At 31.6% G+C, this 19,380-nt stretch carries 21 protein-coding genes; 18 read left to right on the top strand and 3 right to left on the bottom strand.

Annotation, left to right across the window (positions count from 1 at the left end; genetic code table 11):
* Positions 1-10 precede the first annotated feature (10 nt).
* Together CLOTH_RS05960 and abc-f are read right to left on the bottom strand one after the other, a co-directional pair.
* A complete protein-coding gene (locus CLOTH_RS05960) occupies positions 11-535 on the bottom strand; it encodes a biotin transporter BioY (protein WP_079412118.1) in 525 nt (174 codons plus the stop codon).
* A 116-nt stretch (positions 536-651) separates the two neighbouring features.
* The gene (abc-f, locus tag CLOTH_RS05955) at positions 652-2,559 is read right to left on the bottom strand and encodes a ribosomal protection-like ABC-F family protein (RefSeq protein WP_079412116.1); all 1,908 of its coding nucleotides are present in this window, start codon (positions 2,557-2,559) and stop codon (positions 652-654) included.
* Between the two features lie 194 nt (positions 2,560-2,753).
* Between abc-f and CLOTH_RS05950 the strand changes: the two genes are divergently transcribed.
* Positions 2,754-3,392, top strand: a complete 639-nt coding sequence (locus tag CLOTH_RS05950; RefSeq protein WP_079412114.1) for a redox-sensing transcriptional repressor Rex — start codon at positions 2,754-2,756, stop codon at positions 3,390-3,392.
* 21 nt (positions 3,393-3,413) lie between these two features.
* On the opposite strand, the gene CLOTH_RS05945 is transcribed toward CLOTH_RS05950, so the two are convergent.
* On the bottom strand, positions 3,414-3,584 hold the full coding sequence (locus CLOTH_RS05945; RefSeq protein ID WP_079412112.1) for a 4Fe-4S binding protein: 171 nt from the start codon (positions 3,582-3,584) through the stop codon (positions 3,414-3,416).
* 201 nt (positions 3,585-3,785) lie between these two features.
* On the opposite strand from CLOTH_RS05945, the gene CLOTH_RS05940 reads away from it, so the two are divergent.
* The 17 genes from CLOTH_RS05940 to CLOTH_RS05860 all read left to right on the top strand — a co-directional run bounded on the left by CLOTH_RS05940 (position 3,786) and on the right by CLOTH_RS05860 (position 19,377).
* Positions 3,786-4,340 carry a glycerol-3-phosphate responsive antiterminator gene (locus tag CLOTH_RS05940; protein WP_143715430.1) on the top strand — a complete coding sequence of 185 codons (555 nt, stop codon included), beginning with the start codon at positions 3,786-3,788 and terminating at the stop codon, positions 4,338-4,340.
* 139 nt (positions 4,341-4,479) lie between these two features.
* On the top strand, positions 4,480-4,794 hold the full coding sequence (locus CLOTH_RS05935) for an ArsR/SmtB family transcription factor (RefSeq protein WP_079412108.1): 315 nt from the start codon (positions 4,480-4,482) through the stop codon (positions 4,792-4,794).
* A 19-nt stretch (positions 4,795-4,813) separates the two neighbouring features.
* Positions 4,814-5,872 carry an ACR3 family arsenite efflux transporter gene (arsB, locus tag CLOTH_RS05930; protein ID WP_079412106.1) on the top strand — a complete coding sequence of 353 codons (1,059 nt, stop codon included), beginning with the start codon at positions 4,814-4,816 and terminating at the stop codon, positions 5,870-5,872.
* Positions 5,873-6,031: 159 nt separating this feature from the next.
* On the top strand, positions 6,032-6,829 hold the full coding sequence (locus CLOTH_RS05925; protein ID WP_079412104.1) for an MIP/aquaporin family protein: 798 nt from the start codon (positions 6,032-6,034) through the stop codon (positions 6,827-6,829).
* A gap of 10 nt (positions 6,830-6,839) precedes the next feature.
* Positions 6,840-8,366, top strand: a complete 1,527-nt coding sequence (gene glpK / locus CLOTH_RS05920; protein ID WP_079412102.1) for a glycerol kinase GlpK — start codon at positions 6,840-6,842, stop codon at positions 8,364-8,366.
* A gap of 85 nt (positions 8,367-8,451) precedes the next feature.
* On the top strand, positions 8,452-9,909 hold the full coding sequence (locus tag CLOTH_RS05915; RefSeq protein ID WP_079412100.1) for an NAD(P)/FAD-dependent oxidoreductase: 1,458 nt from the start codon (positions 8,452-8,454) through the stop codon (positions 9,907-9,909).
* The gene (locus CLOTH_RS05910) at positions 9,890-11,143 is read left to right on the top strand and encodes an FAD-dependent oxidoreductase (RefSeq protein ID WP_456297647.1); all 1,254 of its coding nucleotides are present in this window, start codon (positions 9,890-9,892) and stop codon (positions 11,141-11,143) included. Before CLOTH_RS05915 ends, CLOTH_RS05910 begins: the two co-directional genes overlap by 20 nt.
* Before the next feature lie 2 nt (positions 11,144-11,145).
* On the top strand, positions 11,146-11,511 hold the full coding sequence (locus tag CLOTH_RS05905; RefSeq protein ID WP_079412096.1) for a DUF1667 domain-containing protein: 366 nt from the start codon (positions 11,146-11,148) through the stop codon (positions 11,509-11,511).
* A gap of 57 nt (positions 11,512-11,568) precedes the next feature.
* Positions 11,569-12,381, top strand: coding sequence for an Asp23/Gls24 family envelope stress response protein (locus CLOTH_RS05900; protein ID WP_079412094.1), 813 nt, complete (start codon positions 11,569-11,571; stop codon positions 12,379-12,381).
* Between the two features lie 125 nt (positions 12,382-12,506).
* Complete coding sequence (gene gdhA, locus CLOTH_RS05895) at positions 12,507-13,874, top strand: NADP-specific glutamate dehydrogenase (protein ID WP_079412092.1); 1,368 nt, start codon at positions 12,507-12,509, stop codon at positions 13,872-13,874.
* A gap of 100 nt (positions 13,875-13,974) precedes the next feature.
* Complete coding sequence (locus tag CLOTH_RS05890) at positions 13,975-14,217, top strand: HPr family phosphocarrier protein (protein ID WP_079412091.1); 243 nt, start codon at positions 13,975-13,977, stop codon at positions 14,215-14,217.
* Positions 14,218-14,477: 260 nt separating this feature from the next.
* On the top strand, positions 14,478-15,401 hold the full coding sequence (gene pyrB, locus CLOTH_RS05885) for an aspartate carbamoyltransferase (RefSeq protein ID WP_079412090.1): 924 nt from the start codon (positions 14,478-14,480) through the stop codon (positions 15,399-15,401).
* A complete protein-coding gene (locus CLOTH_RS05880) occupies positions 15,394-15,816 on the top strand; it encodes an aspartate carbamoyltransferase regulatory subunit (protein WP_079412089.1) in 423 nt (140 codons plus the stop codon). Before pyrB ends, CLOTH_RS05880 begins: the two co-directional genes overlap by 8 nt.
* Complete coding sequence (locus CLOTH_RS05875) at positions 15,813-16,961, top strand: dihydroorotase (protein ID WP_079412088.1); 1,149 nt, start codon at positions 15,813-15,815, stop codon at positions 16,959-16,961. Before CLOTH_RS05880 ends, CLOTH_RS05875 begins: the two co-directional genes overlap by 4 nt.
* Complete coding sequence (gene pyrF, locus CLOTH_RS05870; RefSeq protein ID WP_079412087.1) at positions 16,948-17,805, top strand: orotidine-5'-phosphate decarboxylase; 858 nt, start codon at positions 16,948-16,950, stop codon at positions 17,803-17,805. Before CLOTH_RS05875 ends, pyrF begins: the two co-directional genes overlap by 14 nt.
* Positions 17,793-18,482: a dihydroorotate dehydrogenase electron transfer subunit gene (locus CLOTH_RS05865; protein WP_079412086.1), complete on the top strand. Its 690-nt coding sequence runs from the start codon at positions 17,793-17,795 to the stop codon at positions 18,480-18,482. The genes pyrF and CLOTH_RS05865 overlap by 13 nt, the downstream gene beginning before the upstream one ends.
* Positions 18,475-19,377, top strand: a complete 903-nt coding sequence (locus CLOTH_RS05860; RefSeq protein ID WP_079412085.1) for a dihydroorotate dehydrogenase — start codon at positions 18,475-18,477, stop codon at positions 19,375-19,377. Before CLOTH_RS05865 ends, CLOTH_RS05860 begins: the two co-directional genes overlap by 8 nt.
* Positions 19,378-19,380 lie beyond the last annotated feature (3 nt).

The raw sequence follows: 19,380 nt of genomic DNA, 5'->3' as shown, positions 1-19,380 counted from the left end.
GGGCTTAAATTTATGCTCTTTGAAGCATGTTAGTTCTTTTTAGCACTTCATTTGCAATAAATGAAGCAAACGCCATTTTTATTATATCAAGAACTAAAAATGGAGCAACACCTGCAGCAAATGCCTCCTGAATACTTAAATTAAGAACAACTTTTAATTGAAGCATTCCTAATGTATATATAGAAATAATCCCTAACAGCATACCTATGAACATATTTATAATACCTTTTCTTTCAGAGAGCATACCTATTAAATAAGCTGCTATTGGAAAAGCGAATAAATATCCTCCAGTAGGACCTATTAAGAAATTAAATCCTCCCTTAAATCCTGCAAATACAGGAGCTCCTATTGCACCTAATAAAAGATATACAACTTGAGATAAAAATCCATGCTTTCTGCCTAAAAATGCACCAGCCAGTGCAACCGCAAGAACTTGAAATGTTATAGGTACTGGTTGAATAGGTATTGAAATTTGAGAAAATATAGCTGTTATAGCTGCGAATAAAGACACTAGTATCAAATCTTTAGTTTTCATAATATCCTCCTTTTGTTAACTTACAATATGCATTATGTTGACAAATATAGTTTACATAGATTGAAGTTATATGTCAACTAAAAAACATAAATAAGTTTACAAAAGTGCAGATTTTTCTACATCAAACTTTCCCATTTCTCATACAGATTTTCTAAGTTAGAACTTAACTCTTGTTTTTTCTTATTTACTTCTCTGCATTTTTCTTCATTTGAATACACTTCCTCTTGACACATTAATATATCTATTTGTTCTAACTCAAGTTCTATCTTTTCTATTTCCTTTTCAACTTTTTCTCTTTCAATCCTTTGCTTTTTCTCTAGATCTTTTTTTTCTCTTTCCTTTTTTCTTTCCTCTTTAATTTGTGTCTTAGTTTTTTCTTCTACTTCCTCATGAACTTCATTTAATTCATTTCTTTTTTCTATATAATAGTCGTAGTTACCTAGATATTCTTTTATTCCATCTTCGGTAAGAACAAGTATCTTATTTACTACAGTGTTTAGGAAATATCTATCGTGAGATATCATAAATAAAGTTCCTTCGTAATTAGATAAAGCTTCCTCTAGGACTTCTTTAGAATCTATATCAAGATGATTAGTAGGCTCATCTAGTAAAAGAAAATTAGATTTTGATAGCATAAGCTTTGCAAGAGCTACTCTACCTCTTTCTCCACCACTTAGTTTAGATATCTCCTTAAAAACCTCCTCATCTTCAAATAAGAATGATCCTAGAACAGTTCTTATTTTAGTTTGATCTAGATTAGGATTAGAATCCCAAATTTCATTTATTATAGTATTTTCTAAATTTAAAGTTTTTTGTTCTTGATGATAGTAACCTATATTTACATTTGTACCGAGCTTAAATTTACCTTCAGTTTGAGCAATCTCCTTCATAAGTATTTTAAATATAGTTGATTTACCCATCCCGTTTGGACCTATTAAAGCTACTTTTTCTCCCTTGTATATATTAAATGAAACATTCTTAAATAAAGTTCTATCTCCATAAGCCATAGATAGATTTTCTACATTCAACACCTCATAACCACTGCTTATCTCTGGCTCAAACCTTATTTTAGCTTTTTTTCTATACATTTCAGGTTTATCCAAAACATCTATCTTTTGAAGTGCTTTTTCTCTACTTCTAGCTCTTTTTACATGCTTTTCTCTGCCGAACGATTTTAATTTATCTATAACATCTTCTTGTTTTTTTATACTCGCTTGTTGCTGTTCGTATTTTTTAAGTTCTAATTCCTTCTCTATGGCAGATTTCTTTATATATGTTGAGTAATTACCACTATAATCTTTAAGGCGTCTGTTGTGAAGTTCGAATATTCTATTGACCACCTGATCAAGGAAGTATCTATCATGAGAAACTGTAATAACAGTTCCTTTGTATTGTTTAAGAAAATTTTCAAGCCATTCTATTGCACCTGTATCAAGGTGATTTGTAGGTTCGTCAAGTAGCAATAAATCAGGTTTTTTAAGAAGTAATTTTGCAAGTAATACTCTCGTTTTTTCTCCTCCAGACAATATATTTACATCTTTTTCAAAATCTTCATCGCTAAATCCAAGGCCCTTCAGAGTACCTTTAGCTTCAGATTTATATCCGTATCCATTTTTGCTATTAAATTCTTCTAGCTTAGCAGAATACTCATTCATAATAGACTCGAGTTTATTAGAGTTTTTATTTTGACTCTCATCTGATATAAGAATTTCTAAATTCCTAAGTTCCTTTTCCATCAACATAAGATCTTCGAATACTGTCAATACTTCATCTAGTATATTATTGTTAGATTTGAAGTTAGGATTTTGGTGAAGATATCCTATGCTAGTGTTTTTTGATATATATATATCACCAAAGTCATACCCGTACTCTCCTGTTATTATTTTAAACAGAGTAGTTTTTCCTGTACCATTAACTCCTACAAGTCCTACTTTATCTCCTTCATTTATAGTAAAGCTTATATTTTCAAGTATAGTATCTATACCAAAACTCTTGGTTATATTATTACAAGATAAAATTATCATAAATTTAGCCTCCTCATAAATAAAATTATAAATCTTAACATATATATAATCAAGCTGAGAACTTTCAAAATAGCGAACTATATGATAAAATATATCAGAATAGGTTTGACATTGAACGTGACATTTGTTATAATTATGACAAAAAAACAAAATTTATGGAATTTTACAAAACTATATAGAGTGGGTGAAAGAGGATGTCAAAGAAAATTTCTATGGCAGTAATAAGAAGATTACCTAAATACTATAGGTATCTAAAAGAGCTTATGGATAAAGATGTGAATCGTATTTCTTCTAAAGAGTTAAGTCAGATAATAGGATTTACTGCATCTCAAATAAGACAAGATTTAAATAACTTCGGGGGATTTGGACAACAAGGATATGGATACAATGTATCTGAATTATATGATGAGATAGGAAAGATATTAGGGCTAAACAAAGAATACAACACTATATTAGTAGGGGCTGGTAATTTAGGTCAAGCTATTGCTAACTACTCAGGGTTCCAAAAATCAGGATTTAAGATAAAAGCAATATTTGATGCAAACCCAAGAATTATAGGTCTTAAAATTAGAGATCTTGAAGTGCTAGATGTTGAACTAATGGAAGAATACGTGAAGGAAAACGATATAAAAATAGCGGCTATATGTATTCCTAAAGAAAAAGCACAACAAGTTGCAGACATATTAGTAAGAGCAGGAATAAAAGGTATATGGAATTTTGCACCTATAGATTTACATTTGCCAGATGATGTAGTTGTAGAAAATGTCCACTTAAAAGAAAGCTTATTTACATTATCATATTTACTTAATGAAAATGAAGAAGCTACCAAATAATTTGGTAGCTTCTTTACTTTATTATTCTGGTTGAGGTGCGTCAACTGGACATACTCCAGCACAAGCTCCACAGTCGATGCAAACATCTGCATCTATAACATAGATATCATCTCCAGCACTTATGCAGCTAACTGGACATTCTGGTTCGCAAGCTCCACAGCTTATGCAAGCATCGTTGATTATGTAAGCCATATGAATTACCTCCTTGGTATTTATAAATATATTTTCAGTACGTATCATAAAGACACAACTGATACTACTATTATATCCATATAAATACAATTTGAAAAGGGATTTTGAAATAAATAATTGCATTAATAATAGTGAATATTGTGAAATTTATGATAGATATGTATAATAACAGTATTACTTAATGATATAGGGGGCATAATTATGAGGGAAATATTAGAATATAATCCAGTAATAGCTGCAGTAAAAAGTGATGAAACATTCAATAGTGCAATTAAATCAGACTGTGAGATAGTATTTTTACTTTATGGGGATATACTTACTTTAAGAGATAAAGTAGAAATCATAAAAAAGAACGATAAGAAAGTTTTTATACATCTTGATATGATAAGTGGAATAGCCTCAAATCCTATAATAGTAGATTACATACATGAAAATATAAAAGTAGATGGAATAATAAGTACAAAAGTAAATATAGTAAAAAGGGCTATAGAGAAAAATATAAATGTAGTGCAAAGATTTTTTATACTAGATTCAATGTCTTTAGAAAGTGCTATGGATAGTATAAAGAAAGTAAGACCATCTGCGATAGAAATAATGCCTGGAATTATGCCAAAAGTCATAAAAAGGTTGAAAGATGAAACAAGCATACCTCTTATAGCGGGAGGGCTTATAAAAACAAAGGAAGACATAATGGATGCTCTAAAAAGTGGAGCTGTATCCGTGTCTACTACTAACTCAAAGCTTTGGGAAGAATAATTAAAAAGAAGATCTGATTTTTCAGGTCTTCTTACTCAAAAACTTAACAATAAATGAATTGACAAATTTCATGAATAAAATTATTATGTATATAGACACATTTAAATATATCTATTCATATAATGTAAGGAGACTGAAGATGGAAGAAAAAGTAGAGATATTTAAAGCACTATCAGATAAAAATAGACTAATGATATTAGAAATGCTTTCGTGTGGAGAAATGTGTGCTTGTGACATTATGGAAGGATTAGAGTTGACACAGCCAACTATCTCACATCATATGAAGATACTTCAACAATCAGGACTTGTAAATTCACAAAAGAAAGGAAAATGGGTATTTTACTCTATAAATACTGATAATATTAAGCTTATATGTGAATTTATAAAAAATATAACATCATATAAAGATGGATGTATTTGCAATAAAGTTAAAAATAAATGCATAGAAGAATAAAAATTAAAGGAGTGATAAAATGTCAAACGAAACTAAAAAAAGTGGTGGATTAGACTTCTTTGGAAGATACCTGACAGTTTGGGTTACTCTTTGTATAGTAATAGGGGTAGCTATAGGTCAGCTTTTCCCAGCACTCCCAGAAACTCTTAGCAAATTTGAGTATGCAAAAGTATCTATACCAGTTGCAATATTAATATGGCTTATGATTTATCCTATGATGTTAAAGATTGACTTTACAAGTATAGTTGAAGCTACGAAAAGGCCAAAAGGTCTTACTGTAACATGTGTTACTAACTGGCTTATAAAACCTTTTACTATGTATTTGATAGCAGCATTTTTCTTAAAGGTAGTATTTAAAGCCTTTATACCAGCTGACTTAGCATCTGATTATCTAGCAGGAGCAGTTTTATTAGGTGCAGCTCCTTGTACAGCAATGGTATTTGTTTGGAGTCACTTAACTGATGGAGATCCTGCTTATACTTTAGTTCAAGTTGCTGTAAATGACCTTATACTACTTGTTGCATTCACACCAATAGTTGCTATTTTACTTGGAGTAACTAATGTAGCAGTTCCATATGATACGCTATTTTTATCTGTTGTATTATTTATAGTTGTTCCACTTGCTGGAGGATATTTTTCAAGAAAGTATATAATAGAGAAAAAAGGATTAGATTATTTTGAAAATGTGTTCCTAAAGAAATTCAATAATGTTACTATAATAGGGCTTTTACTTACGCTTATTATAATTTTCTCTTTCCAAGGAGAAGTAATATTAAACAATCCAATTCATATAGCTTTAATAGCTGTACCACTAATTATTCAAACATTATTAATTTTCTTTGTAGCTTACTTATGGGCTAAAGTTTGGAAATTACCTCATAATATAGCGGCTCCTGGAGCAATGATAGGAGCAAGTAACTTCTTTGAACTTGCAGTTGCAGTTGCTATATCTTTGTTTGGGCTTCAATCTGGAGCAGCACTTGCTACAGTTGTTGGTGTATTAGTAGAAGTTCCTCTCATGCTTGCACTTGTTAAAATAGCAAACAATACAAAAGGTATGTTTGAAGTAGCAAAGTAATAAATATACAGAAAATTTTAAAAATAATTGACATTAATTTATAGTCATATTAAAATATAATCATGAATAGTATATAGTAAATCGGCAAGAGAAGAGAGAGCCATTTTGTGATAGAGTGGCTCTCTCTTTTTTGTGTAAAATTTAGGGGGGGATATATTCATGAGGAAAACGTTATTAGGAGAGTGTATTTCAGAATTTATTGGGTCTTGGATTTTGCTATTCATAGGCTCAGGGTGCGTTGCATCACTAGTTTTAAATGGTGCACCTGTTACCCAGTGGGAGATAAGTATTATATGGGGTTTAGGAGTTACTATGGCTATTTATGTAACAAGTGCAGTATCTGGAACTCACATAAATCCAGCTGTAACTTTGGCACTTACTGCGTATAGGGATTTTCCTAAGAAAAAGGTAGGACCATATATAGTTTCACAATTTCTAGGAACTTTTGCAGGTGCTGCAACTACATATTTACTTTATAAAGATGCATTCATAGAGTTTGAAAAAAGCAACAATATAATAAGAGGAAGTGTTGAAAGTTTAGCAAATGCAGGAATATTTTCTACTTATCCAAAATCTTATCTAAATAACTTTGAGGCACTTTTTGTAGAAATAGTTATAACTATGTTCTTAGTTATGGTTATATTTGCGATTACAGATGATAGAAATAGTGCAGCTCCTAAGTCAAACATGGTTCCTGTTATAATAGGTTTGACCATAGCGATAATAGGCTCTTCATTTGGAAGTCTAACAGGGTTTGCAATGAATCCAGCTAGAGATTTTGGACCTAAATTATTTGCATATATTGCTGGATGGGGAAAAATTGCATTTGGAGTTAATAATTATTTCTGGGTGCCTATAGTAGGGCCTGTAATAGGAGCTTTAGTTGGTGGAATTGTTTATGATAAGGGAGTAAGAAAGTACTTAGAGTCTAACGTAAAAGAAAGAGCAAATAATTAGGGGGAGAAATATGAAAAAATATATAATGGCTTTAGACCAAGGAACTACAAGTTCAAGAGCAATACTATTTGATCATGATGCTAATATAGTTGGAACATCTCAAAAGGAATTTACTCAGATATATCCTAAGGCAGGATGGGTTGAACATGATCCTATGGAGATATGGGGTACTCAAAGTGGAGTTGCAAGAGAAGTTTTGGAAAGAACAGGAATAAGACCAGATGAAATAGCAGCTATAGGAATAACAAATCAAAGAGAAACTACTGTAGTTTGGGATAAAAATACCGGAAAGCCTATATACAATGCTATAGTTTGGCAGTGTAGAAGAACTGCAAATATATGCGATGAATTAAAAAGAAAAGGTCTAGAAAAAGAGATAAAAGAAAAAACTGGTCTTGTAGTTGATGCTTATTTTTCGGGAACTAAGATAAAGTGGATATTAGATAATGTAGAAGGTGCTAGAGAAAAAGCTAACAAAGGAGAATTGTTATTTGGAAATATTGATACATGGATTATATGGAATTTAACTAGAGGAAAAGTTCATGTTACTGACTACTCTAATGCATCAAGAACAATGCTTTATAATATAAAAGAACTTAAATGGGATGAAGATATACTTAAAGAACTAGATATACCAATGTCTATGCTTCCAGATGTTAAGCCTTCAAGTCATGTATATGGAACTACTGATATACATACATTTGGAGGAGCTCAAATTCCAATAGCAGGAGATGCAGGAGATCAGCAAGCGGCACTATTTGGTCAAGCTTGTTTTGAAGAAGGAATGGCAAAGAATACCTATGGAACAGGATGCTTTATGCTTATGAATACAGGAACAAATCTTGTGTATTCAAATAATGGACTTCTAACAACTATAGCTTGGGGAGTAGATGGAAAAGTTGAATATGCATTAGAAGGAAGTATATTCATAGGTGGTGCATCTATACAGTGGCTTAGAGATGAATTAAGACTTATATATAATGCTCAACAATCTGAGTTTTACGCAAATAGTGTTGAGGATACGAATGGAGTTTATGTGGTTCCAGCATTTACTGGTCTTGGAGCTCCATACTGGGATATGTATGCAAGAGGATCTATAGTAGGTTTAACTAGAGGTGCTAAAAGAGAGCATATAGTTAGAGCAACACTAGAATCTATAGATTACCAAACTAAAGATGTTCTAAATGCTATGCAGGAAGATTCAAATATAGAGCTTAAGGGACTTAAAGTAGATGGAGGAGCATCTGCTAATAATTTCCTGATGCAATTCCAAGCAGATATATTAGATGTTCCTGTTTATAGACCAAGTGTTATAGAAACAACTGCTTTAGGAGCAGCATATTTAGCAGGTCTTGCAGTAGGATTTTGGTCTAGCAAAGAAGAGATAAAACAGAAATGGTCAATAGATAGAGAATTCACTCCTAATATGGATGAAAATAAAAGAATAAAGCTTTATAGTGGATGGAAAAAAGCAGTTAAAAGAGCATTAGAGTGGGAAAAAGAAGATAATGAGGAACTTGCATTAACTGAAGCATAAGAATTGACTTTAAGGCATAGAGACGAGAGAGGGCCTAGTATATTAGGCTCTCTTTTTGTATTTTTAAGAAAAAGGAGATGATTATATGTTTGATGTAGCGATAATAGGAGCTGGTGTAGTAGGAGCTAGCATATCTAGAGAACTTTCAAAATATGAAATAGATATAGTTGTTTTGGAAAAGGGTATAGAGGTATGTCAGGGAACAACAAAGGCAAATAGTGCCATAGTTCATGGTGGATATGATGCTTACCCTGGAACTTTGAAAGCAAAATTAAATGTAGAAGGGAATAAGATGTACGATGATTTGTGTAGAAAGTTAGATGTGCATTTCAAAAGAGTAGGATCTTTAGTTTTAGCATTTAGTGAAGAAGAAATGATAAGGATAAAAGAGCTTTATGATAGAGGTATAGAAAATAAAGTAGATGGCCTGAAAATCCTAAATAAAGAAGAAACAAAATTAATTGAGCCTAATATAAGTGATGATGTAGTTGGAGCACTTCATTGTTCAAGTGCAGGAATAGTTTGTCCTTTTAACCTTACAGTAGCTTTAATGGAAAATAGTATAGACAATGGGGTACAACTAAAAACAGATTGTGAGGTTTTAGGTATAGAAACTGAAGAAGAAGGATTTTTAATAAAAACTACAAAAGGAAATATGAAAGCAAGGTACGTAGTAAATGCTGCAGGGGTGTATGCAGATAGAATAAACAATATGATAGGAGGAGATGAATACTACATTATTCCAAGAAAAGGAGAGTATAGAGTACTAGATAGATCTGAAGGGAAAATTATAAATAGTGTTATATTTCAATGTCCTACTAAAAAAGGAAAAGGAATACTTGTAACTCCTACAGTACATGGAAATATATTAGTAGGTCCTACAGCTATTGAAGTAGATGATAAAGATGATGTATGTACTAGCTATGAAGGTTTGAGTTTAGTTAGGGATTTATCCAAAAAATCTGTTCCAGATATAGATATATCAAAGACAATAACATCATTTGCAGGTCTTAGGGCAACTCCTAATACTAGAGATTTTATGATATTCCCATCAAGTAAGGCCAAAGGATTTATAAATGTTGGAGGCATAGAATCACCAGGTCTTACAGCTGCACCAGCCATAGCTACATATGTTGTAGATATTTTAAAAAAGGAAGGATTGAATTTAAATAAGAAAGAAAATTTTAATCCATATAGAAAAATAGAAAAACCATTTATTCATATGACTAAAGAAGAAAGAAAGGAAGCTATAGCTAAGAATGATAAGCATTCAAAAATAATATGTAGATGTGAAACTGTAACGGAAGGTGAAATAATAAATGCTATTCATAGAAATGCAGGAGCTAAAACTTTAGATGGAATAAAAAGAAGAATACGACCAGGAATGGGAAAATGTCAAGGTGGATTTTGTGGGCCTAGAGTTTTAGAGATACTTTCAAGAGAGCTAAATATAGATATGGAAGATGTCCTTAAAGAACACAGAAATTCAAATATGATACTAGGAAAAGTAAAGGAAATGAGGGGTGAGAAAATTGAAATATGATGTTGTTATAATTGGAGGAGGGCCAGCAGGACTAGGTGCTGCTATTGAAGCAAAAAGAACAGGTGCTAAGAAAGTGATAATATTAGAAAGAGATAGGGAATTAGGAGGAATATTAAATCAGTGTATACACAATGGTTTTGGATTGCATGAATTTAAAGAGGAGTTAACAGGACCAGAGTATGCTAGTAGATTTATAGATATGGTGAAAGAATTTAATATAGAATATATGCTAAATACTATGGTTTTGAGTATAGATGAAAATAGAAATATAGTAGCTCTTGGTGAAAGAGGACTTATAGATATAAGTGCAAGAGCAATAGTTTTAGCTATGGGATGTATAGAAAGGTCAAGAGGAGCAATAGATGTTCCGGGATATAGAGGAGCAGGGATATATACAGCTGGTGCTGCTCAAAGATTTATGAATATGGAAGGATATATGGTTGGTAAGAGGGTAGTTATATATGGTTCAGGGGATATAGGACTTATAATGGCTAGAAGACTTACATTAGAAGGAGCTAAGGTAGAGGCTGTTGTTGAAAGAAATCCGTTTTCTAGTGGACTTAATAGAAATATAGTACAGTGCCTTAATGATTACAATATACCTCTTTTATTAAGTCACTGTATAAGTTATGTACATGGAAGGGATAGAGTGAATGGAGTTACTATATCAAAGCTTGATGAAAATATGGATATAATCCATGAGAGTTCAAAATTTATAGAGTGTGATACATTATTATTATCCGTTGGATTGATTCCTGAAAATGAACTTTCAAGAGAGGTTAATATAAATCTTGATAATACAACTAGAGGACCTGTTGTAAATAGTAGTATGGAAACTAATATAGAAGGAATATTTGCGTGCGGAAATGTTGTTCATGTTCATGATTTAGTTGATTTTGTAACCAAGGAAAGCAGAATAGCAGGAAGAAATGCAGCTATATATGCACTAGGAGAAAATAAAGATAAATCATATGTAAAAACAAAAGGAGGAAATGGAATAAGCTACATTGTTCCTCAATACATAGATACTAACAGTAACGAAAACATCGACTTATTTATGAGGGTTAGAAATATATACGAAAACAAGAAGCTAATTATAAGATGTGGAGAAAAAATAATACTAGAAAAGAGTAGACTGCATATGATACCTTCTGAGATGGAAAATATCAAATTATCTCCACATATTCTAAAGAAAATAAATGGTGATATAGAAATTTGTGTAGAGGGGGCGTAAATATGCAAAGAGATCTTGTTTGTATAGTTTGTCCTATAGGATGTAGGATGAGTATAGAAAAAACAGATTCTAAAGATTACAAAGTTAGCTTAAACAAATGTAAAAGAGGAGAAAAATACGCAATAGAAGAAGTTACAAATCCTAAAAGAATGATAACTACTACTGTTAGAATAAATAATGGGCAGCTTAGATTAATACCTGTAAAGACAAAAGATGCTGTTCCTAAAGAGATGATATTCGAAATAATGGAATATCTAGATGATATAGTTGTAGAAGCACCTATAAAATTAGGAGATATTATAGTTGAGAATATACTTAATACTGGAGTAGATATAGTTGCTACTAGAAATATGGAGAAAGAAAGGTAAAAATACCTTTCTTTTTTTGATATAATATTAAATAATAACAAAATCAGAGAGGTGTCTATGAAAGTATATTCTTTAGTTGGACCAAGTGGTACAGGAAAAAGTTATAGAGCATTGAAGGTATCTTATGAAAATGATATAGAGTACATAATAGATGACGGAATACTCATACATAAAAACAAGATAATAGCAGGAGTTTCGGCTAAGAGGGCATCAACAAAAATGGAAGCTGTAAGAAGAGCTATATTTGAAGATGTAGTTCATAAAAATAAGGTAAAAGAAGCTATAAAAAGAAATAATGTAGATAAAATACTTGTAATTGGAACTTCTAGAAGAATGATAAATATAATATGTGATAGATTAGAACTTGGAAAAGTACATAAAGAAATAAGTATATACGATATAGCCACAAAAGAAGAAATAGAAAAAGCCAAGACAAGTAGATTGCAAGAAGGCATACACATAGTTCCACTTCCGACATTCGAGGTAAAAAGACATTTTTCTGGAATGTTTAGAAATCCAATAAAACTTCTATTCAAGAATAAAAATAGTGAGGTTGAAGAAGTAGAGAAAACATTGGTTAGACCTACGTTTAGCTACCTTGGAAAATACTTTATATCAGAAAGAGCGATTATTCAGATAATTGACTATGAAATATCAAACCTAAATGAAGATATAAGAGTATATGCAATAGAGGTAAGTGATTTATCGAAAGGAATAGAAATAAATATAAAAGTTGGAATGAAGTATGGTAATTTAATATCTCCATCATATAAAATTCAACAGAATATATTAAAAAGCTTAGAAAATATGACACTTCTAAATATACTAGCTATAAATATAAATATAGTGAGAATATACTTTGATAAATAATTCATAAATGATATTTACAAAGGTGAAATCACTATGTTATAATCCAATTAGGAGACAGGGAAAATGTTTTCAACAAATTGTAACAAGATTCTACAAATAAAAATAAATGAAGGGGGCTTCTTAATATGGAAAACCAAGTTTTAAGTCCTAAAGAGTACATAGCGAAAGTATTAGAAAATACAAAAGCTAGAAATGCTAGTGAACCAGAATTTATTCAAGCAGTTGAGGAAGTATTACATTCTTTAACTCCAGTATTAGAAAAACATCCAGAGTACATAAAAGCTAATCTTTTAGAGAGAATGATTGAGCCTGAAAGAATGATATCATTTAAAGTGCCTTGGGTTGACGATCAAGGAAATGTACAAGTAAACCGTGGAATGAGAGTTCAATTCAATGGAGCTATAGGACCATACAAAGGAGGAATTAGATTCCATCCAACAGTTTACTCAGGAATAATCAAATTCTTAGGATTTGAGCAAATATTCAAAAACTCATTAACTGGACTTCCAATAGGAGGAGGAAAAGGTGGATCAGATTTCGATGCTAGAGGAAAGTCTGATGCTGAAATAATGAGATTCTGCGAAAGCTTCATGACAGAGCTTTACAGACATATAGGACCAGATGTAGACGTTCCAGCTGGAGATATCGGTGTTGGAGCAAGAGAAATAGGATACATGTATGGACACTACAGAAGAATCAGAGGAGCATTCGAAAACGGAGTTCTTACTGGAAAAGGATTATCTTACGGAGGAAGCTTAATAAGACCTGAAGCTACAGGATTTGGTGTAACTTACTTCTGTAACGAAATGCTTAAGCATAATGGAGAAACTTTCGAAGGTAAAACAGTAGCTGTTTCAGGATTTGGTAACGTTGCTTGGGGAGCATGCCAAAAAGTTGCTGATTTAGGTGGTAAAGTAGTTACGCTTTCTGGACCAGACGGATACATCTACGATCCAGAAGGAATAACTGGAGAAAAAATAGATTACTTAGTTGAAATGTTAAAAGAAAACAAAGGTGCTAGAGTTAAAGACTATGCAGATAAATACGGTGTTGAGTTCGTTGCAGGAGAAAAACCATGGAATGTTAAAGTTGACATAGTAATGCCATGTGCAATCCAAAACGACATTACTTTAGAGCATGCTAAACAAATAGTTGCAAACGGAGTTAAGTATGTTGCTGAAGGAGCTAACATGCCATGTACTAACGAAGCTGTAGAATACTTCTTAGCTAATGGAGTTATAGTAGGACCTGCTAAAGCTGCTAACGCTGGTGGAGTTGCAACTTCTGCTCTTGAAATGTCTCAAAACAGCATGAGACTTGCTTGGACTAGAGAAGAAGTAGATGCTAAATTACATCAAATAATGATCAACATCCATGAAAATGCTAAGCAAGCTGCTGAGGAATATGGATTTGGTTACAACTTAGTTGCTGGTGCTAACATAGCTGGATTCAAAAAAGTTGCAGAAGCAATGATGGCACAAGGAATATACTAGAAATTATTCAGAGAATCCCATTTGGGGTTCTCTTTTTGCGTTTAGATTTAATAAATTATGTGTATCATATAATTGAAAAATAATATAAGGAGATGATAAAATGAGAGTTACTTTTATGAAGGTAGAAGATATAAACAGATTTGTAGAATTTGTATCTAAACTAAAGGGAAAAGTATATCTTAAATCTGGAGAATATTCAGTAAATGCAAAATCAATAATAGGAGCGATGTATATAGTTAATGAAAATCCTAATGATATTGTAGTTGAAGTAGAAAACGAAGAAGAAGCAAAACTTGTACTAAACTTTCTAATGCAAGGGTCACATCTAATTAATGACAAATAAAAATATACTTATGATTATTTCTCGGGAAATATGTATAAAAATAAGAGAATATATTTCTCTTTGTCGAATACAATATATTGACAATGTATCTTCTAGGTGATATTATCTTATAAAGAAAATGTTATCTTTAAGCTAGTCCAGAGAGGCTAGGAAGGTTATTAAATAATATCTAGGGATATCTATGCCTTCCTACGCCAAAATGTAGGGAGGCTTTTTGTCTTTTAAAATAGTCCAGAGAGGCTAAAAAAGGAGGAAATAAAATGTTAAAAGGAAAGCATCTAATCGATTTAGAAGAATTTTCTTTAGATGAGATAAGAGAAATATTAGACTTATCTAAAGAAATAATAATCAATCCAGAAAGATATAGTGATGTATGCAAAGGAAAAGTATTAGCTACACTATTTTATGAGCCTTCTACTAGAACGAGATTTAGTTTTGAAGTAGCTATGCTTAGATTAGGAGGAAGCATAATAGGATTTTCTGATCCTAATGGATCATCTGTATCAAAAGGAGAAAGTATTGCAGACACAATAAGAACTATAGCTTGTTATGCTGATTTAGCGGTTATGAGACACCCAAAAGAAGGAGCACCTAAGCTTGCTTCTAAATACTCAACAATTCCTTTGGTAAATGCTGGTGATGGAGGACATCATCATCCCACCCAAACTCTTACAGATTTACTTACAATAAATTCATTAAAAGGCAAACTTTCAAGTCACACAGTTGCAGTTTGTGGAGATTTAAAGTTTGGAAGAACAGTTCATTCTTTAGTTAAAGCTATGAATAAATATGAAAATACTAAATTCATATTTATATCCCCACCAGAACTAAAAATTCCAGAATATATAAAAGATGAGATAGATTCTAATTCATATATAGAAACTACGAACTTAGAAGAAGTCATAGATGATATAGATATACTTTATATGACTAGGGTTCAGAAAGAAAGATTTTTTAATGAAGAAGATTATCTAAGATTGAAAGATAGTTATGTACTAACTAAACAGAAAATAGAAAAATCTAAAAAAGATATGATAATAATGCACCCACTTCCAAGAGTAAATGAGATAGCCACAGAAGTAGATGAAGATAGTAAAAGTGTATACTTTGATCAAGCTAAATTTGGAATGTTTGTTAGAATGGCTCTTATAATTAAACTTTTGGGGGTTGAGATAGATGCTTAATGTAACTAGCATAAAAAGAGGAATAGTAATAGACCATATTAAATCAGGTTGTGGATACAAAATATTTAAAGAATTAGGACTTCACAAAGCTGAATATAGCACTGCACTTTTAAAGAATGTAAGCTCTAATAAAATGGATAAAAAAGACATTATAAAAATAGAGAACGAGATAAATCTAGATGTTCATATACTAGGACTTATAGATCCAAATATAACTATAAATATAATTGAAGACGGAAAGATAAGAGAAAAAATACAACTAAGATTGCCACAAAAAATAAAAGGAACATTAAAATGCAAAAACCCTAGATGCATAAGTACTGTTGAGAATATAGAAGATATAGAATTTGTGCTTGTAGATAAAGAAAATAAAGAATATAAATGCGAATACTGCGATTGCAGGGTGTCTATATGAATTTATTAATAAAGAATGTAAATGTAATTGATGCTACTAGGGATATGCATGCAGATGTAATGATTGAAAATGGAATAATAAAAGAAGTTGGCCAAAACATTAGATCAGAGTATGAAAGTATAGATGCTAAAGGGCTAACACTACTTCCTTCGTTTGTAGATATGCATACACATCTTAGAACTCCTGGATATGAATATAAAGAGGATTTAGAAAGTGGTCAAAGAGCAGCATTGAAAGGTGGATTTACAACTCTTTGTGCAATGGCTAATACAAATCCAGTTTGCGATAACGAAGATGTAATGGAATTTATAAATGAGAAAGTGAAAAACCTTAATCTATGCAATGTTGTTCAAATAAGTTCTGTAACTAAAAATTTAGACGGAGTAGAAACTGTAGACTTTGATAAGATGATAAAATACACTAAATTGTTTTCTGACGATGGGAAAACAATAGAAAATGAAGATATTATGAGAAAAGCTCTTAAGTTATCAAAAGATATGAACTTTAAGGTGTTAACTCACTGCGATTCTGAAGAGGAGATAGTAAGAAGAGATCTTGAAATTTTAGAAGATGTAGGTGGAAATCTTCATATATGCCATATAAGTCTAAAAAGTACATTAGATACGATAAGAGAGTTTAAGGATAAGAATATAAAATTTACTTGTGAGGTAACACCACACCACATATTTAAGAGCAACATAGATTATAAGGTCAATCCTAGCTTTGCAACTACAGAAGATGTAGGTGCATTAATACAAGGAATAAAAGAAGGATATATAGATATTATAGGAACGGATCATGCACCACACAGCATGGAAGATAAAAAAAATAATGCACCGGGAATATCAAATATAGAAGTAGCTTTTTCGATGGTATATAGAGTTTTTAAGGAAAATGACATATCAATAAATAAGCTAAGTGAAATGATGAGTTATAATCCAGCTAGGATATTAAATTTAAAGTGTGGGCTTATAAAAGAAGGATATGTAGCGGATTTGGTTTTAGTTGACTTAAATAAAAAATATAAAATAGATACTAGCAAATTTATATCTAAGGGAAAAAATAATCCATTCGATGGTTATGAGGTATGTGGAGAAGTAAAAATGACTATAAAAGGCGGGGCGATTCTTTATGATAATAGATAAACTTTACCAAAGTGTAATAGAAAAAGGGCCAGTATGCGTAGGCCTTGATACCAGACTTGAGTATATTCCAGAATATATATTAAATAGCACAAAATCAATACAAGATAAGATATTTGAGTTTAATAAAAGTATAATAGATGCAACTTTTGATGTTTGTTCATGCTACAAACTACAGATAGCTTGCTATGAGGCACTAGGAATTGAAGGCCTTATGGCATACAGCAAAACTTTAAAATATATAAAGGATATCAAGGGAATATCAATAGGTGATATAAAAAGAGGAGATATATCATCAACTGCAAAGATGTACGCAAAAGCTCACTTTGAAGGAGATTTTGAATGTGACTTTATAACTGTAAGCCCATATATGGGAGTTGATGCTGTAAGCCCTTACTTTGAATATGTAAAAAATAAGGATAAGGGATTATTTGTACTAATAAAAACATCAAATGAAAGTTCTAACGATTTTCAGGAGCTTAAAGTAAATGATGAAAAACTATATGTTAAGGTAGGACAAAAAGTAACTAGTTGGGGAAGTGAATATATAGGAGAAAGTGGATTTAGCTGTATAGGTGGTGTTATTGGGGGAACACATTTTGATGAAATGATAAATATAAAGAATAGATTTAATAATATGTTCTTCTTAATACCTGGGTATGGAGAACAAGGGGGGAGTGCTAAAGATATAGCACATCTTTTAGGGAAAAACATGAGTGGAGTTGTAAATTCTTCAAGAGGAATAATAACAGCTCATAAAGGAAAAGAAGAAGGAGTAAATTTTAGTGAATTTTCTAGAAGAGAAGTTATAAATATGAGGGAGGACATACTGAAATGGCTAAGGTAATTTCTAATGAATACATTGGTGAAGGTATGTACCTTCTTAAAGTACAAGGGAAATTTGAAGGAAGTATGGGACAGTTTTATATGTTAAGGGCTTGGGATAAGCATCCACTTCTTTCAAGGCCTATAAGTATACATGATATAGGAGATAATTATATAAGCTTTTTATATAAGGTAGTTGGGGAAGGAACAAAGATACTAAGCAAGTTAAAGAGTGATGATACTATTAAGTTAGAAGGCCCTTACGGCAATACATTTCCAAAAGTTGAAGGCAAGATAGCTTTAGTTGGAGGTGGAATGGGAGTAGCACCTTTATATCTAGCTGCTAAAACATTAAAAAATGTTGATATATATATGGGATTTAGTAAAGAGGCTATACTTTTGGATGAGTATAGGGACTTATCTGATAGATTCTATGTAACAGTAGGTAAGAACATAACTGATATATTAGATGTATCAGAGTATGATTATATAATGACTTGTGGGCCTATGCCTATGATGAAGAAGATAGTAGATATGGCAAGAGATAAAAAAACAAAAGTATATGTATCGATAGAAAAAAGAATGGCTTGTGGAGTTGGGGGCTGTTTAGTGTGTACATGTAAGACAAAGGGAGGGAATAAGAAGACATGTTTAGATGGACCTGTTTTCTTAGGAGATGAGGTGATATTTGATGCCTAATTTAAGTGTGAAATTCGGAAAACTAAACTTTAAAAACCCAGTTGTTATGGCATCTGGTACATTTGGATTTGGGAAAGAGTATGAAAGAATATATGATATTCAAAAGCTTGGGGGCATATGTACCAAAGGAATAACACTTAATAAAAGAGATGGAAATAATGGAATTAGAGTTTGGGAAACAGCATCTGGTATGCTAAATAGTGTAGGGCTTGAAAATCCAGGTATTGATAAATTTGTAGAGGAGTATAATGATTATTTAAAATTACTTGATACTGTAAGCATTGTAAATATAGGTGGATCTACTATAGATGAATATATAGAAAGTGTAGAAATAGCCTGTAAGAACAATGTTGATGCAATAGAGCTTAATATATCTTGTCCTAATGTAAAAGAAGGCGGTATAGCATTTGGAATAAGAACTGATATTGCAAGACAAGTAGTTAGAAAAGTAAGAGATGTTTGTAATGTTCCTTTGATAGTAAAATTATCTCCTAATGCAGAAAATATAGTGAATATGGCGGTTATGTGCGAAGAAGAAGGAGCAGATGGAGTATCATTAGTAAATACATTTATGGGAATGGCTATAGATATAGATAAAAGAAAGGCTATATTTGATAATATGTATGCAGGACTTTCAGGTCCTTGTATAAAGCCAATGGCACTTAGAATGGTTCATCAGGTTTGTAAGAATGTATCAATTCCTGTTGTGGGAATGGGAGGTATAAGCAATCATAAAGATGCTTTGGAATTTATAATGGCAGGAGCTACTTGTATTCAGGTAGGAACTGCAAACTTTATAAATCCTAGGATAGGTATAGATATAATAGATGGCATAAATGAATATATGAAAAAAGAAAATATAAAATCGCTAGATGAAATAAGAGGGATAATTTAGGAG

Origin of the sequence: Alkalithermobacter paradoxus (assembly GCA_002029295.1) — a bacterium.
Classification (GTDB): Bacteria; Bacillota; Clostridia; order Peptostreptococcales; family Peptostreptococcaceae; genus Alkalithermobacter; species Alkalithermobacter paradoxus.
Note: the sequence above shows the minus strand (reverse complement) of the source record. Positions and strands in the feature narration are given on the sequence as shown.

What these genes read in the sequence shown, in the direction of transcription:
- CLOTH_RS05960 (WP_079412118.1), bottom strand. Translation starts at nt 535, where the DNA reads ATGAAAACTAAAGATTTGATACTAGTGTCTTTATTCGCAGCTATAACA.
- abc-f (WP_079412116.1), bottom strand. Translation starts at nt 2,559, where the DNA reads ATGATAATTTTATCTTGTAATAATATAACCAAGAGTTTTGGTATAGAT.
- CLOTH_RS05950 (WP_079412114.1), top strand. Translation starts at nt 2,754, where the DNA reads ATGTCAAAGAAAATTTCTATGGCAGTAATAAGAAGATTACCTAAATAC.
- CLOTH_RS05945 (WP_079412112.1), bottom strand. Translation starts at nt 3,584, where the DNA reads ATGGCTTACATAATCAACGATGCTTGCATAAGCTGTGGAGCTTGCGAA.
- CLOTH_RS05940 (WP_143715430.1), top strand. Translation starts at nt 3,786, where the DNA reads ATGAGGGAAATATTAGAATATAATCCAGTAATAGCTGCAGTAAAAAGT.
- CLOTH_RS05935 (WP_079412108.1), top strand. Translation starts at nt 4,480, where the DNA reads ATGGAAGAAAAAGTAGAGATATTTAAAGCACTATCAGATAAAAATAGA.
- arsB (WP_079412106.1), top strand. Translation starts at nt 4,814, where the DNA reads ATGTCAAACGAAACTAAAAAAAGTGGTGGATTAGACTTCTTTGGAAGA.
- CLOTH_RS05925 (WP_079412104.1), top strand. Translation starts at nt 6,032, where the DNA reads ATGAGGAAAACGTTATTAGGAGAGTGTATTTCAGAATTTATTGGGTCT.
- glpK (WP_079412102.1), top strand. Translation starts at nt 6,840, where the DNA reads ATGAAAAAATATATAATGGCTTTAGACCAAGGAACTACAAGTTCAAGA.
- CLOTH_RS05915 (WP_079412100.1), top strand. Translation starts at nt 8,452, where the DNA reads ATGTTTGATGTAGCGATAATAGGAGCTGGTGTAGTAGGAGCTAGCATA.
- CLOTH_RS05905 (WP_079412096.1), top strand. Translation starts at nt 11,146, where the DNA reads ATGCAAAGAGATCTTGTTTGTATAGTTTGTCCTATAGGATGTAGGATG.
- CLOTH_RS05900 (WP_079412094.1), top strand. Translation starts at nt 11,569, where the DNA reads ATGAAAGTATATTCTTTAGTTGGACCAAGTGGTACAGGAAAAAGTTAT.
- gdhA (WP_079412092.1), top strand. Translation starts at nt 12,507, where the DNA reads ATGGAAAACCAAGTTTTAAGTCCTAAAGAGTACATAGCGAAAGTATTA.
- CLOTH_RS05890 (WP_079412091.1), top strand. Translation starts at nt 13,975, where the DNA reads ATGAGAGTTACTTTTATGAAGGTAGAAGATATAAACAGATTTGTAGAA.
- pyrB (WP_079412090.1), top strand. Translation starts at nt 14,478, where the DNA reads ATGTTAAAAGGAAAGCATCTAATCGATTTAGAAGAATTTTCTTTAGAT.
- CLOTH_RS05880 (WP_079412089.1), top strand. Translation starts at nt 15,394, where the DNA reads ATGCTTAATGTAACTAGCATAAAAAGAGGAATAGTAATAGACCATATT.
- CLOTH_RS05875 (WP_079412088.1), top strand. Translation starts at nt 15,813, where the DNA reads ATGAATTTATTAATAAAGAATGTAAATGTAATTGATGCTACTAGGGAT.
- pyrF (WP_079412087.1), top strand. Translation starts at nt 16,948, where the DNA reads ATGATAATAGATAAACTTTACCAAAGTGTAATAGAAAAAGGGCCAGTA.
- CLOTH_RS05865 (WP_079412086.1), top strand. Translation starts at nt 17,793, where the DNA reads ATGGCTAAGGTAATTTCTAATGAATACATTGGTGAAGGTATGTACCTT.
- CLOTH_RS05860 (WP_079412085.1), top strand. Translation starts at nt 18,475, where the DNA reads ATGCCTAATTTAAGTGTGAAATTCGGAAAACTAAACTTTAAAAACCCA.